The organism is Mammaliicoccus sp. O-M54, assembly GCF_022386035.1.
Classification (GTDB): Bacteria; Bacillota; Bacilli; order Staphylococcales; family Staphylococcaceae; genus Mammaliicoccus; species Mammaliicoccus sciuri_A.
Genome location: NZ_JAJNJE010000007.1, coordinates 1 through 14,954 on the forward strand (window position 1 = coordinate 1; position 14,954 = coordinate 14,954).

A 14,954-nucleotide genomic window follows, 5' to 3' on the forward strand; every position below is an offset into this window, starting at 1 on the left:
TTTATTCAGGACTTAAGCCATGACTCGGCCAATCTCTTGGCTTTATTCAGACGTTAAGCTAAGACTTAGACAATCTCTTGGCTTTATTCAGACGTTAAGCTAAGACTTAGACAATCTCTTGGCTTTATTCAGGACTTAAGCCATGACTTGGGCGATCTCTTGGCTTTATTCAGTACTTAAGCCATGACTTTGAACAGAACTTAAAAATATAAACCTTAATGAGTATATTATATGTTTCATGTAGCCCTTAATGACCTTTATTTTTTCTGATTGTTGCTTCCATATATATCAGTCAAGGCCTGTAACTTTTTTTGATAGGCTATACCTTCCTTTAACGTCTCATTTTCTTTTCTAAGTCTTTCAAGTTCTTCGCGTTCATTTTCATTTAAAGGTAAATTTTTATTATCTGATTTAGATCGTTTTTTAGTCATAGTTTGAGATCCTCCTTTTGTTTATTATCTTGTCTAAATTTTAAAACAGATAATTTAAATTCGCTAGTATAAACAATATTTCTACTTTTTACTTCTAAAATTTTTACGATCTCGTGAGTTTACTGCCTCTTTAACTCACATCTTCAACCATCTCGTGAGTTTATTCCGCCTTTAACTCACATCTGCCCCCAATCTCGTCCGCTTTCCCAACCCAACTCTAAACAATCCTGTCCACCCCAACCCAACTCACCCCTCATCACCTTATATCAACGCTCAACACCCCCCAACCAACTCATCACCTCAACTCACTCCAAACCACACAACCCCTTCCCCCAATATGAAAAAACCAGCAGATACGCTACGTATCTGCTGGTTTCTCTTTATTTTATTAGTCCCATAAGTTTTCTAATAGGTTTGTTTGGTTTCTATCTGGTCCTACTGAGAAGATAGAAATTTTAACGTTACATAATTCAGAGATGCGTTCTAAATAACGGCGTGCGTTATCTGGTAATTCTTCTAATGAACGGCATCCTGTGATGTCTTCTTCCCAACCTGGTAGTTCTTCAAAGATTGGTTTACAACGTTCTAATTCGTTTAAGTTTGCTGGGTATTCAGTGATTTCAACACCGTCAATTTCGTATGCTGTACAGATTTTAACTGTTTTTAATCCTGTTAATACGTCAATTGAGTTGATTGATAAATCTGTAATACCACTTACACGGCGTGAGTGACGTAGAACTACTGAGTCAAACCAACCTACACGACGTGGTCTTCCAGTTGTTGTACCGTATTCACGACCTACTTCACGGATATGGTGACCATCTTCATCAAATAATTCTGTTGGGAATGGACCGTCTCCTACACGAGATGTATAAGCTTTACATACACCAATTACTTTAGATACGTATGTTGGACCAACACCGCCACCTACTGTAACGTTACCTGCAATTGGATTACTTGAAGTAACGAATGGATATGTACCGTGGTCGATATCTAACATCACACCTTGAGCACCTTCGAATAATACTTTTTCATTGTTTACGAAAGCATCATCTAATAATTTAGCTGTGTCTGTTACATATTCTTTCAAACGTTGTCCTGCTGCATAGTAAGTTTCAAAAATTTCTTCAAAAGTGAAACCTTCAGCGTTGAACATTTTTTCGAATAATTCATTTTTATATTCAAGATTTTCTTTTAAGCGTTTTTCAAAAGTTTCTTTATCTAATAAATCAGCCATACGGATACCGATACGTTGTGCTTTATCTACATAAGCTGGACCGATACCTTTTTTAGTTGTACCAATTTTGTTGTCACCGCGTTTTTCTTCTTCTAATTCATCTTGTTTAAGATGATATGGTAAGATGACTTGCGCACGGTTTGAAATTCTTAAATTGTCTGTTGCAACTCCGCGTTCATTTAAAGCATCTAATTCTTTCAATAAAGCTACTGGATCAACAACTACACCGTTACCGATAACACTTGATTTCTCTTGATAAAAAATACCTGATGGTACTAAATGCAATTTGTAAGTTTCTCCATCAAATTTAATTGTGTGACCTGCATTGTTACCACCTGAAAAACGTGCAATAACGTTTGCATCCTCTGCTAAGAAATCTGTAATTTTACCTTTACCTTCGTCTCCCCATTGCGTCCCAACGACTACGATTGATGACATGTGAGCACCTCCGCTTTTTCTCATTAACCATTAAGTATTCTATCAGTACTATCCTTAAATTGCAAACTAAAAACGAACATTAATTACGAGTGTCAAATTACAATCTCCATTCGTCCTAGAATTGCTAAAAAACACCTTAACCACAGTATTTAAAAGGATTACAACCATTTTATTCATTTTCAAAAACACAAACTTAAGTACATAAGTGTTACTTTACACAAAACAAAAGACGTACATTTTTGCATAATATACAATAAATGTACGTCTTTTAGCTTAAAAACTTTTTTATCCAAATTCCATTCCGGCATGTTGATAGTCAATATCGGTGAATTTGTTATATTGTTTCATGAAGTGTAGTTTTACGGTTCCTGTTGGGCCGTTACGTTGTTTAGCGATAATGATTTCAATTTCACCATTCTCGTCTTGTGCACCTGCATCGACCGCTTCTCCGTCTTCATCTTCGCCGCCCCTTGAGTAATAGTCATCTCTATATAAGAAGGCAACGATATCCGCATCTTGCTCAATCGAACCTGATTCACGAATATCACTCATCATTGGTCTCTTATCTTGTCGTTGTTCAACACCACGAGATAACTGACTTAACGCAATAACGGGACATTCTAATTCTCTTGCGATTGCTTTAAGCATACGAGAGATTTCTGATACTTCTTGTTGTCTATTATCTGAACTACGAGATCCACTACCTTGAATTAATTGTAAGTAGTCAATCATGATCATATCTAATCCATGTTCTTGTTTGAGCCTACGACATTTAGCACGAATATCCGTAATTCGGATACCTGGTGTATCATCGATAAAGATTTTCGTTCTTGATAGTTTACCTACTGCAACTGTAAATCTGCTCCAGTCTTCTTCAGTCATTGAACCTGTACGCAATCTATTTGAATCGACATTTCCCGTACTACATATCATACGTGTAGCAAGTTGATCGGCACCCATCTCTAAAGAGAAAATCCCAACTGAATACAAGTCTTGGTGCGTTGCAACTTGTTGTGCGATATTTAATGCGAAGGCAGTCTTACCTACTGATGGACGTGCCGCAATAATGATTAAATCATTTCGGTTAAATCCTGCTGTCATTTGGTCTAAATCTCGATAACCAGTTGGTATACCTGGTGTTTGTCCGTTATTTTGATCGAGCTGTTCAGCATTATCAAACACAATACTTAATACATCTTTAATATCTTTGAAGCCTTCCGTACCTCTTGAAGCAGAAATCTCTAAAATTCTCTTTTCTGCATCTCCTAACAATGATTCTAAATCAAGTTCAGGATTATACCCATCTTCAGCAATACTATCCGCCACACGAATGAGTTGGCGTTTCACTGCATGTTTAAACACAATATCTATGTAGAAATGTATGTTTCTTGTTGTAGGGACATTATTTGCTAATTCTGCTAAATAGGCTGGACCGCCCGCTTCTTCTAATAATGATTCTGCAGCCAACTGGTCCATCAATGTAACAGAGTCAATTTCTTTATTCTGTTCATTTAGCATTAACATCGCTCTAAATATGTGTTGATGATTTGCACGATAGAAAGCTTCAGGTATTAATGTTTCACCTGTTGAGTTAATCAGTTCAGGATCAATCAAGATTGCACCGATAACAGATTGTTCAGCCTCTATACTATGGGGCATTTGTTTTGGGTTCATCATATTATCCATACCATCCATACTGATTACTCCTTTCCATTTTTAATAATTTTTATTATAACGCATTAAAATAGGTCGGTAAATCAAATACCGACCATTTTATTGATGCCTTTATTCTTCAACAACATGTACTTTTAATGTACCAGAAACTTTATTGTGTAGTTTAATTGGTACATTTGTATAACCTAAACTGTGAATACCATTTGGTAAGTCCATTTTACGTTTATCAACTTTGATTTTGTGTTGTTTATCTAATGCTTGCGTAATTTGTTTCGTACTTACTGATCCGAATAATTTACCGCCTTCACCTGTTTTAGCTGGAATTTTAACTTCTAATTCTTTAAGTTTTTCCGCAAGTGCTTTAGCATCTTCTATTTCTTGTTGTTTTAATTCTTCTTGACGTTTGTTTTGTTGTTCTAATTGTTTGAGGTTTCCAGGTGTTGCTTCTACAGCATAATTATTTTTGATTAAATAGTTTTGACCATATCCTACTGGTACATCTTTCACTTCACCTTTTTTACCTTTACCTTTAACATCTTGTGTGAAAATAACTTTCATTATTCTTCCACTCCTTTATCATCTGATTCAACAACCTCAACTAATGCTTCGATTGCTTTTTCTACTGTTGTATTTTTAATTTGTGTTGCAGCATTGGATAAGTGGCCGCCTCCACCGAGTGCTTCCATCGTTAATTGTACGTTTACTTCTCCTAACGAACGGGCAGAAATACCAATTGTGTCTTCTGATCTTCGTGCTACTACATAAGATGCTTCTACACCTTCTAAGCCAAGCAATTCATCTGCTGCTTGTGCAACTGTAACGGGGTGATACGTTTCATGATCTTCACCATGCGCAATTGCGACACCACCGCGGAATAATTTAACTGTCTTAATTAAGTCTGAACGTTTAATATACGTATCGATATCGTCTTTTAAGAAGTGCTGACAAAGAATCGTATCTGCACCATGACTTCTTAAAAAGCTCGCAGCATCAAATGTTCTTGATCCTGTTCTTAATGTAAAGTTACGTGTATCCACAATAATACCGGCTAACATAATCGTTGATTCGATTCTCGTTAAACGATGTTCTGTTGGTTGATATTCTAACAACTCTGTAACAAGCTCAGCTGTCGAACTTGCATAAGGTTCCATATAAACAAGTAATGGACTTGAGATAATACTTTCGCCTCGACGATGGTGGTCAATAACGACTTTTCTATTTGCTTTATTAAGCAAGTTCTCATCAATTACAAGTTCAGGTTTATGTGTATCTACGACAACAAGTGTTGTACGTGGTGTCATTTCATGCCAAGCTTCTTCTGATGTAATAAATCTTTCTTTCAAATCAGGCTTCTCGTCTATTTCAGCCATCACACGTTCTAATGTACTATCAATATCCGAATCGTTTAATACAATATATGATTCAAGATTATTCATCTTCGCAATACGTGATACACCGATTGCTGCACCGATTGCGTCCATATCTGGTGATTTATGACCCATAATGATCACTTTGTCACCTTCAATTAAGATATCTCGCAACGCATGAGATATCACACGCGCACGTACTCTTGTTCTTTTTTCCATCGGGTCAGTCTTACCGCCGTAGAATCTCACGTTACCATTACTATTTTTAATGGCTACTTGGTCACCACCACGGCCGAGTGCTAAGTCTAAACTTGATTGTGATAGTTCACCTAGCTCAATTAAGTTCTCACTACCTTCACCAATACCGATACTCAGTGTTAATTGGTGACCGATTTCTCTTGTCTTATCTCTTAAATCATCTAATAAGTTGAACTTCAACGTTTCGATATCTTCTAATATACTCTTGTTTAATAACGCGATAAATTGATCAGCACTATAACGTTTAATAAACAGTTGATAACGTGATGACCAGTCATCTATAACGCTTGTAATCAAACTATTAATTTCTGAACGTTGAGAGTCATTCATATTCTGTGTAATTTCATCAAAGTTATCTAAGAAAATAGTTGCTATGATTGGTTTTTCATTTTCATATAATTCATATACACGGGAAGATTCAGTAATATCAAACAGATAAATAGACTGTTCATCTTCAGTATAAGTGACTTTATATTTGTATGATCCTTCTTCAATCTCTACTTCTGAAGTATTTTCTAATCTTTTTAAAATATTTGGAAATACTTCGTTAATTGGTTCGTCTAAAACGTCTCGTTCTAATCGTTTATTAGCAAAATTATTAATCCATTCGATATGATCATTTTTGTCTAATAATATGACGCCTATTGGTAAGTCACTGACTGCACTTGTTTTACTTTTCGTAATTCTACCGGCTAAACTCCCAATATATAAATCTAATTTCAAAAAGCTCTGTCTAACAAAAAATATGCTTACTGCAATTAGAATTATCGTAGCAACCGTCGAAATAATCGCCCAAAATATTGAATTAAAAAAACTGAATACGACTAGCACCAAAGCTAATATCATCATAATAATGTACGGAAATATTAGGGCTTTTTTAACAGATTGACGGTTCATAAACTCACCTCAATTTACTTTTTTATACGTTGTTTCAAGTTAAACCAAATGTCCATTAAACCGAATAAGTACGCAAACGGTTTAAATATAAATGCCATTACAAAGATGATGACACCTACTATAATTGGTAATTTTTTAACTTTTACAAATAAATGGAACAACGATAATGCTTGTATAAATATAACCCATTCTAACACAAATTGTAAGTTAGTGACTATGCCATACGCGACGACATTGTCTTGTGTGACAAACAAACTCACGAGCACTGTAATCACAAAAACAAATGCTACACTTCTATTGATTTGCCACATAAATAATGGTCTGAACACAGGTGTTGCGACTTTGAATTTTCTTAAAATCGGAAACGTCACAACTAAATTCACAAGCACTAATAAGAATACCCATAATACTATATACCCAGGAATGCTCGCTTGTAATATTTCTAATGAAACTTGTAATGATTCTTCGATTTCAGTTGTTATATTGCCACCCATTTGGAAATATGACAGTAATACATCATGATACTGACTAAAGAATTTGCTTGTTAAAGGTAAGTTTCCCGTAATTTGTAAAATTAACACACTACATATCGTCAAAATACTCATAAATGTTGTCACTAAATACAACATACGTTCTTTAGATGTACGCTCAATAAGTAACTGCCCAATAAATACACTCATAAAAATAACAAGTGTCATGGCAGTTAATAAGAATACATGATTAAATAAAACAGTTGCACATAACGTTATGACAACCGTCACAAAAAAGGACGGTTTAGAGCGATACCAAAGAATCGTTCCTGGTATCGTAATAAATGGTATGATCAATATTGCTAATAATGGTACAAAGTTTATAATAGCGGCACTTAGAACTAGTACAAGTGTTGCTATGATTGTCGCTTTTATATCGACTTTAAAAGACAAATTTTTCACTTCCCAATCTAAATTAAACATCTTTCTCTATTTTACAGATTTTTATCCTTTAAAACAATGTAGGTGACTTTTAAGTTGATATCAGCGTGCTTTAAATTTATATAATTTTAAGAAATGATAAACGTTCGGCGCCCAATCTCCAAAATTCAATAAAAATCCATCATGGCCAACGTTGTCTTGTACATAGAAATGTCTGTGATATTTAAAGAATCGACCTAAAGCTCTTACTTGGTCATCTGGATATAATAAATCATCCGCAAATCCTAACGTTAATACTTTCGTTTCTAATTGACGTAGACGTTCTTCAACATCATCTCGTCCTCTAAATATGTCATGACTATCTAATACATCTAACAATGTTAAATAGCAGTCTTTATCGAATGTTTCTTTAAATTTATTTCCTTGATATTTTTGGTAGCTTACTACATCATCTGCAGAGAATCTTGATTCGTAATCTTTACTTGAACGATACGTTAAAAAGCCAAGTTGTCTTGCGATGCTTAAACCGTCTTGTCCGTTCATATGAATAACTTGCCTAGCAATTTCATTAAATGCTCTACTATATGATGAAGTCTTCTCTGTCGCAGCTAATATGACTGCTTTTTTCACTTCAAACGAACCGTCATAAAGCATTTCTAACGTTTGCATTCCACCTAAAGAGCCACCAATTAATACGTCAATTTTTTCGTAACCAAATTGTTTCAAACCTAATATATTTGCTCTCGCAACATCTCTCATCGTCAAATGTTCCGGGAAATTAGGTGTATTCAATCTTGAACTTGATCCATAAGGACTGCCAATTACATTAAATGTTATAAATTGATAATCATTAATTGAAAGGTAACCGCCATCTATAATTTCACGCCACCAACCTGCATGCTCATCATCACCATATGTTAAATGGTTGCCAGTTAACGCATGACAAACTACAACGAGTGGCTGGCCTTTATAACCCACATACTCATATTGAAGTTTCAAGTTATCAATCACTTCACCAGATTCTGTTTCAAAATGTCCAAGATCTACTATGCCTGTTTCTCGAGAAATAATCACATTAAAACCCCCCTCTTATTTAAATTGAAAGACTTCTTATTCGTCAAAGAAGTAAGAAGTCCTCATCATCCTTATTATGCGAGTATAATCGTTGGTAGTAGCACCGTATCTGTTATGACCGGTTGCTGAAGTGTCGTCGGGCCAATTCCCTCAACTTCTCTGAATAAGCTTTGCTATGTAATTTATATTAAGAATACTAGAAATGAGCATTTCTTTCAATAAGTTAACGAATGAAATTAAAAGACTAATCTCACAATCGCCATAATAAACATACCGGCTATAACTGTAATCGTTAAACTTCTAAATATGAGCGCTATTAGAATCGTTGGTATCGCTACAATAATGCTCTCAAAATTAAGCGTAAATCCAGCATTGCCTTCTTGATTCAACATGCCTTCTAGTATTAATGCCGTAAAGAGACATACCGGCACATATTGTAACCACTTGATCACACTTTCAGGTAAATCCGCTTTTGATAACAATACAAATGGAGAAACACGGATAATCCAAGTTAAAACGAAACAACTTACCGTAATTAAAATTAAATACATCGATATACTCATTTATCAAACACCACCCCTACGACAGAAGCAATAATTGTCGACACAATAATAGATAAATAAGTTGGCATAAATAATGTCAGAATAAGCATGCATACAATCGTTAATAAAATTAAATAAAGATATACTAAGACTTTGCTTTTATGTATCGTTTCAAACTGAGCAATCAATAAAAATATAAACATCGCTGTTAAAGCATAATCGAGGCCAAACATTTCAGGTTTAGGTATTAAGTTACCAACTAAACCACCAATTATAGATGTGACAATCCATAATAAATAAGCTGAAATATTTAAACCATGCATCCAAGTCGCATTGAGCGATTTCTCTTTCGCATATTTCGTAATCGCAACACCAAATGACTCATCCGTTACAAGCGTACCTATTCCTATATTCGACCAGAAACCATTACCTTTAAATGCTGGGACTAAAGCTAAACTTTGAAGAAACATTCTTGAGTTAACAAAAAATACCGTCAATAGAATTGCTGAAATAGGGGAGTGGATGGCGACCAACGCACATATAATAAATTGAGCAGCACCCGCATAGACAAAAATAGACAACAACGCAATTTCTAAAATAGATAAACCAGATGAAATACCGACAATACCAAACGCTAGCGCAACACTAAAGTACCCAAGCATAGTAGGTATACAGTCTTTCACACCTTGAAGAAACAAACCTTTATTCGTAATACTCGTACTTGTCACAACGATGCCTCCAATCTATAGATAAAGGTAAGTCTAACGTTTGTCTAACCTCAGTCTTACTTACCTCTAAAGAATTTTAATATGTATTAGTTTTATCATACCTATATTACTTTATCAATAACACTTGATTAAATATTCGGAAAATAATTAAATAAAAAACAGCAGAAATTCAATTGAATGAATTTCTACTGTTTGATTATCTATATAAATTATTCACTTAAACCGAATTCTGCACTTGCTTCGAATTTAACATCTCTACCGATCATTACGCCACCAGTTTCTAATGCTTGGTTAAATGATACGCCGTATTTTTCACGGTCGATTTTACCAGTTACTGCGAAACCTGTTACTGTTTCACCGTTTAATGGGTTTTTACTTACGCCGTTGAAATCAACGTCGAATGTTTCTTCGTGTGTTACACCAGCGATTGTTAAATCACCTGTAATTGAATCTTCACTGATTGATTTTGTTTCAAATGTAATATTTGGGTTTTCATCTGCACTAAAGAAGTCAGCTGATTTTAAGTGAGCGTCACGGTCAGCGTTTTTAGTGTTAATTGAATCTGCTTTTATTGTAACTGTTGCTTTTAATGTAGAAAGGTCATTGATATCTCCTGATACTTCTACGTTATAATCTTCGAAAGTACCTTTAACGCGAGATACCATTAAATGTTTTACTGTAAATTCTAAACTACTGTGTGCTTTGTCGAAATTGAAATTTGTCATGTGTCAAAACTCCCTTTATTTATTTTGTATACTTAGTATATCAAATATAAAAAGTATATTCAAGCATTAAATCAAAAAAAAGAGTAACCAATATATGATTACCCTTTTTGAGAGATTTAACTCATTTATAATTTAATTGTTTTTAAGCCGCCCATAAATGGTACTAACACTTCAGGTACAGTGATTGTACCGTCTTCATTTTGGTAGTTTTCAACGATTGCAGCAAATGTACGACCTACTGCTAAACCACTTCCGTTTAGTGTGTGTACGTATTCTGGTTTCGCATCTTTGTTTCGTTTAAATCTTATATTTGCTCTTCGTGCTTGGAAATCTGTCATATTTGAACATGAGCTGATTTCTTTATAATCATTGTAACTTGGTAGCCATACTTCTATATCATATGTTTTAGAGCTTCCAAATCCAATATCTCCTGTACATAAGTTCACAGTTCTGTATGGTAATTCTAAAGCTTGTAAAATATTTTCAGCGTGTTGAGTTAACTCTTCTAGCGCTTTAAATGAATCTTCAGGTCTTTCATATCTCACCATTTCAACTTTGTTAAATTGGTGCAATCTAATCAAACCTCTTGTATCTCTACCTGCTGATCCAGCTTCACTTCTGAAACATGCAGATTGCCCTGTAAATTTAATTGGGAATTGTTCATCTTGTAACACTTCATCACGATAGAAGTTTGTTAAAGGTACTTCAGCTGTTGGAATTGTATATAAGCCTTCTTTTTCTACTTTGAATAAATCTTCTTCAAATTTAGGTAATTGGCTTGTACCAAACATAGAATCTGCGTTTACAAGTTGAGGTACCATCATTTCAGTATAACCATGTTGCGTTGTATGCATTGTTACCATGAAGTTCATAAGTGCTCTTTCAAGTTGTGCACCTTGACCTGTTAAGAATACGAAGCGTGCACCTGATACTTTAGCAGCTCTTTCAAAGTCTGCCATTTTAAGACTTTCAACCAAGTCCCAGTGCGCTTTAGATTCAAAATCAAATTGACGTGGTGTACCCCATTTACGTACTTCTACATTATCATCTTCATCTTTACCAACTGGTGTTTCATCACTAATTAAATTAGGAATTCTTACTAATTTGTAGTTAACATCTTCATTTAATTGATTTAAATTTTGGTCGATTTCTTTAATTTGATCGCCAACTTGACGCATTTCTAAAATAACATCGTCTGCATTTTCTTTATTGCGTTTCTTCTGTGCAATTTCCCCGCTTACTTTATTACGACGTGATTTAAGTTCTTCTGTTTGAGCGATGAGTTCACGGCGCTTTTTGTCTAATTCTAAAATTTCATCGATGACCTTTGGATCGTCACCTCTTTTAGCTACTTTATCTTTAACAAATTCCGGTTCAGACCTAATTAATCTAATGTCTAACATAATATTTCCTCCCTCTTATACTATAATTGTTTAAGAAAAAAGCACCACGTTCCTCGTTGTTACACAAGGGACGTGGTGCTTACGCGTTGCCACCCTATTTAACAGTTATTAAAAACTGCACTCTAAGTCATATAACGGTTTCTACCGATTGTTCTTCTTAAAAGGATAGATTCGTTTAAGTTTCATGACTTGTTTGCACCAACCACAAGCTCTCTATACATGTACGCTTAAATTACTTATTCCTAAACAATATAGTTATTAAATTAACATAAATATATCAAATTGATATCACATTTTCAAGCTATACTTAAGATTCAGTCAAGAGACCTGTATTTTTATAAACTGTTTTACCGTTAATAATCACTGTTTCGGCATGGTTTACACCGTAATGATATGGTAAATATTCATGGTTTGGAATATCCCATACGACTACATCAGCTTGATCGCCAACTTCAAGTGTACCTGCTTCTGCATCTATTGCTTTAGCTGCATTAACTGTAACAGCATTCCAAATTTCATTAGGCGTCAGTTTAAGCTTTAATGCCGCAATGCTCATTACAAGTTGAAGGTTGTCTGTCACACAGCTACCTGGATTGAAGTCAGTCGCAATTGCTACTGCACCGTTATGATCAATCATACCTCTAGCATCTGCATATTGATCTTTACCTAAATAGAACGTTGTGCCTGGCAATAATACAGCTACAGTGTCGCTGTCTTTTAACGCTTTCTTATCTTCCTCACTAGAAGCTACGAGATGGTCTGCAGATATTGCACCTTCATCTATCGCTAACCCTAGTCCACCAAGTGGATCGATTTCATCAGCATGAATTTTAACTTTTAAACCTTTATCTTTTGCTGCTTGCATATAACGTCTTGATTCTTCAATTGTGAATACACCTGTTTCACAGAAGATATCCGCGAAGTCAGCTTTATCTTTCACATCGTCTAATAAATCAATCATTTCTTGTAAGAATGTTGCATTGTCTTTCGCATCTTTAGGCACTGCGTGTGGTCCTAAAAATGTATGTTTCATTCGAATCGGTAAGTCTTGTGCTAATTGATGTGCCACATTTAATTGTTTTAATTCAGTTGCTTTATCTAACCCATAACCACTTTTAGCTTCTACAGTTGTCGTACCGAATTGAATCATTCTAATAATTTCTTTTTTAGATTTTTCGTATAGTGTTTCTTCGCTTGATTCACGAGTCGCTTCAACCGTACTTAAAATTCCGCCACCTTGTTTTAAGATATCAAGATAACTTACCCCTTGTTGTTTAAGTGCCATTTCATGTTCTCTAGACCCGCCAAACACTAAGTGTGTATGTGCGTCTACTAAACCTGGTGATATAACTTTATGAGTGGCATCAATGACTTCTTTAGCTTCAAATTCTTCAGTATGTTCACCTGCATAAACGACTTTACCTTCATTTATAACAACTGTACCATTCTTGATAATATTTAATTCATTTAAAGCTTTCCCTTTAAGAGGTCCGTCAGTCTTCTTTGGCAAAATTAATTCGCCTATATGTTGGATGATGATATCATTCATGGTTATCTTTCTCCTTTAACATTGGAATATCTACGTTTCTTTCTTTTGCAGTATCAATTGCAATGTCATACCCTGCATCGGCATGTCTTGCTACACCCATACCTGGGTCAGTTGTTAATACTCTGCCTAGTCTTCTATCAGCACGTTCACTACCGTCTGCTACAACAACCATACCAGCGTGTAATGAGTAACCCATACCTACACCGCCACCATGGTGAACTGAAATCCAAGAACCACCTGCAGCTGTATTTACAAGTGCATTTAAGATTGCCCAGTCACCTACAGCATCTGATCCGTCTTTCATAGATTCTGTTTCTCTGTTTGGTGATGCTACTGAACCTGAATCTAAGTGGTCACGTCCAATAACGATTGGTGCTGATATTTCACCTTTTCTAACAAGTTCATTTAATGCTAATCCCATTTTTGCACGTTCGCCATATCCAAGCCATGCAATTCTTGAAGGTAATCCTTGGAAAGCAATTTTTTCACTTGCCATATCTAACCAACGCATTAATTTTTCATCTTCAGGGAAGAGTTCACGCATTAATTCGTCTGCTCTTTCAATATCTTTAGGGTCACCACTTAAAGCAGCAAATCTAAATGGTCCTTTACCTTCACAGAATAATGGACGGATATATGCAGGTACGAATCCTGGGAAATCAAATGCATTTTCTAAACCTTCATCGAATGCTACTTGTCTAATATTATTACCATAGTCAAATGCAACAGCACCATTTTTTTGGAATAATAACATTGCTTCTACATGTTTTTTCATAGATGCTGAAGATAATTCTACATATTTTTTAGGGTCACTTTCACGAAGTTTATCTGCTTCTTCAAGTGAATAGCCTTCAGGAACATAACCGTTCAATGGATCATGTGCAGAAGTTTGGTCTGTTACAATATCAATTTTAAATCCTCTATTTAAGATTTCATGATGAATTTCAGCAGCATTACCTACTAAACCTATTGATAAAGGTTTACCCGCTTTTTTAGCTTCTTCTGCTTTTTCTAAAGCCTCATCTAATGAATCTGTCATAACATCACAATATCTTGTTTCGATACGTTTTTCAATTCTAGACGGATCGACGTCTACACAGATAGCAACCCCACCATTCATCGTTACAGCTAATGGTTGAGCACCACCCATACCGCCTAATCCAGCTGTTAACGTAATCGTACCTTCTAATGATCCTCCAAAATGTTGGTTCGCACATTCAGCAAACGTCTCGTAAGTACCTTGAACAATACCTTGAGAACCAATATAGATCCAGCTACCAGCAGTCATTTGACCGTACATCATAAGCCCTTTTTTATCTAATTCATGGAAATGTTCCCAGTTAGCCCATTTAGGTACTAATACAGAGTTTGATAATAATACACGCGGTGCTTCTTCATGCGTTTTGAAAACAGCAACAGGCTTACCAGATTGAACAAGCATCGTTTCATCATTTTCTAATCTTCTTAACGTATCAACAATCGAGTCGAAACTTTCCCAGTTACGCGCTGCTTTACCAATACCACCATATACAACTAACTTCTCAGGATGTTCCGCAACCTCAGGATCAAGGTTGTTGTATAACATTCTTAGAACCGCTTCTTGCTCCCAACCTTTACACTCAATTTCCAAACCTTTTTTCGCTTTAATCGCTCTAGACATATCTCATTTCCCCTTTTCTAAAATATTAAATGCTTAAAATAGAATTGAACTTTATACGTA

General features: G+C 35.2%; 13 protein-coding genes, 1 riboswitch and 1 other annotated feature. All 13 genes read right to left on the minus strand.

The window, feature by feature from the left end:
• Positions 1–257: 257 nt before the first annotated feature.
• The 13 genes from LQ673_RS11660 to hutU all read right to left on the minus strand — a co-directional run bounded on the left by LQ673_RS11660 (position 258) and on the right by hutU (position 14,894).
• Entirely contained in the window at positions 258–431 is a 174-nt protein-coding gene (locus LQ673_RS11660) for a hypothetical protein (protein WP_239705802.1), read from the minus strand.
• Positions 432–819: 388 nt separating this feature from the next.
• Positions 820–2,106: an adenylosuccinate synthase gene (locus LQ673_RS11665; RefSeq protein ID WP_037589494.1), complete on the minus strand. Its 1,287-nt coding sequence runs from the start codon at positions 2,104–2,106 to the stop codon at positions 820–822.
• A 285-nt stretch (positions 2,107–2,391) separates the two neighbouring features.
• The gene (gene dnaB / locus LQ673_RS11670) at positions 2,392–3,792 is read right to left on the minus strand and encodes a replicative DNA helicase (protein WP_025906258.1); all 1,401 of its coding nucleotides are present in this window, start codon (positions 3,790–3,792) and stop codon (positions 2,392–2,394) included.
• Positions 3,793–3,891: 99 nt separating this feature from the next.
• On the minus strand, positions 3,892–4,338 hold the full coding sequence (gene rplI / locus LQ673_RS11675; protein WP_037589493.1) for a 50S ribosomal protein L9: 447 nt from the start codon (positions 4,336–4,338) through the stop codon (positions 3,892–3,894).
• Positions 4,338–6,302, minus strand: a complete 1,965-nt coding sequence (locus tag LQ673_RS11680) for a DHH family phosphoesterase (protein ID WP_037589491.1) — start codon at positions 6,300–6,302, stop codon at positions 4,338–4,340. The genes rplI and LQ673_RS11680 overlap by 1 nt, the downstream gene beginning before the upstream one ends.
• A 14-nt stretch (positions 6,303–6,316) precedes the next feature.
• Positions 6,317–7,234: a DUF2232 domain-containing protein gene (locus LQ673_RS11685; protein WP_239705844.1), complete on the minus strand. Its 918-nt coding sequence runs from the start codon at positions 7,232–7,234 to the stop codon at positions 6,317–6,319.
• An 81-nt stretch (positions 7,235–7,315) separates the two neighbouring features.
• A complete protein-coding gene (metX, locus tag LQ673_RS11690) occupies positions 7,316–8,284 on the minus strand; it encodes a homoserine O-acetyltransferase MetX (RefSeq protein ID WP_239705845.1) in 969 nt (322 codons plus the stop codon).
• A 71-nt stretch (positions 8,285–8,355) separates the two neighbouring features.
• Positions 8,356–8,457: riboswitch (SAM riboswitch) on the minus strand.
• 66 nt (positions 8,458–8,523) lie between these two features.
• The gene (locus LQ673_RS11695) at positions 8,524–8,850 is read right to left on the minus strand and encodes an AzlD domain-containing protein (protein ID WP_159315755.1); all 327 of its coding nucleotides are present in this window, start codon (positions 8,848–8,850) and stop codon (positions 8,524–8,526) included.
• A complete protein-coding gene (locus LQ673_RS11700) occupies positions 8,847–9,491 on the minus strand; it encodes an AzlC family ABC transporter permease (RefSeq protein ID WP_049320762.1) in 645 nt (214 codons plus the stop codon). The genes LQ673_RS11695 and LQ673_RS11700 overlap by 4 nt, the downstream gene beginning before the upstream one ends.
• Before the next feature lie 275 nt (positions 9,492–9,766).
• Positions 9,767–10,282, minus strand: a complete 516-nt coding sequence (locus tag LQ673_RS11705) for a YceI family protein (protein WP_025906249.1) — start codon at positions 10,280–10,282, stop codon at positions 9,767–9,769.
• 125 nt (positions 10,283–10,407) lie between these two features.
• The gene (gene serS, locus LQ673_RS11710; protein WP_204188938.1) at positions 10,408–11,685 is read right to left on the minus strand and encodes a serine--tRNA ligase; all 1,278 of its coding nucleotides are present in this window, start codon (positions 11,683–11,685) and stop codon (positions 10,408–10,410) included.
• A gap of 63 nt (positions 11,686–11,748) precedes the next feature.
• Positions 11,749–11,944: a binding site (T-box leader), on the minus strand.
• 48 nt (positions 11,945–11,992) lie between these two features.
• Positions 11,993–13,234: an imidazolonepropionase gene (gene hutI, locus LQ673_RS11715; protein ID WP_239705803.1), complete on the minus strand. Its 1,242-nt coding sequence runs from the start codon at positions 13,232–13,234 to the stop codon at positions 11,993–11,995.
• Positions 13,227–14,894, minus strand: a complete 1,668-nt coding sequence (hutU, locus tag LQ673_RS11720; protein ID WP_239705804.1) for a urocanate hydratase — start codon at positions 14,892–14,894, stop codon at positions 13,227–13,229. Before hutU ends, hutI begins: the two co-directional genes overlap by 8 nt.
• Positions 14,895–14,954 lie beyond the last annotated feature (60 nt).

Coding starts and splice junctions, on each gene's coding strand:
- LQ673_RS11660 (WP_239705802.1), bottom strand. CDS start 431: ATGACTAAAAAACGATCTAAATCAGATAATAAAAATTTACCTTTAAAT.
- LQ673_RS11665 (WP_037589494.1), bottom strand. CDS start 2,106: ATGTCATCAATCGTAGTCGTTGGGACGCAATGGGGAGACGAAGGTAAA.
- dnaB (WP_025906258.1), bottom strand. CDS start 3,792: ATGGATAATATGATGAACCCAAAACAAATGCCCCATAGTATAGAGGCT.
- rplI (WP_037589493.1), bottom strand. CDS start 4,338: ATGAAAGTTATTTTCACACAAGATGTTAAAGGTAAAGGTAAAAAAGGT.
- LQ673_RS11680 (WP_037589491.1), bottom strand. CDS start 6,302: ATGAACCGTCAATCTGTTAAAAAAGCCCTAATATTTCCGTACATTATT.
- LQ673_RS11695 (WP_159315755.1), bottom strand. CDS start 8,850: ATGAGTATATCGATGTATTTAATTTTAATTACGGTAAGTTGTTTCGTT.
- LQ673_RS11700 (WP_049320762.1), bottom strand. CDS start 9,491: ATGCTTGGGTACTTTAGTGTTGCGCTAGCGTTTGGTATTGTCGGTATT.
- LQ673_RS11705 (WP_025906249.1), bottom strand. CDS start 10,282: ATGACAAATTTCAATTTCGACAAAGCACACAGTAGTTTAGAATTTACA.
- serS (WP_204188938.1), bottom strand. CDS start 11,685: ATGTTAGACATTAGATTAATTAGGTCTGAACCGGAATTTGTTAAAGAT.
- hutI (WP_239705803.1), bottom strand. CDS start 13,234: ATGAATGATATCATCATCCAACATATAGGCGAATTAATTTTGCCAAAG.
- hutU (WP_239705804.1), bottom strand. CDS start 14,894: ATGTCTAGAGCGATTAAAGCGAAAAAAGGTTTGGAAATTGAGTGTAAA.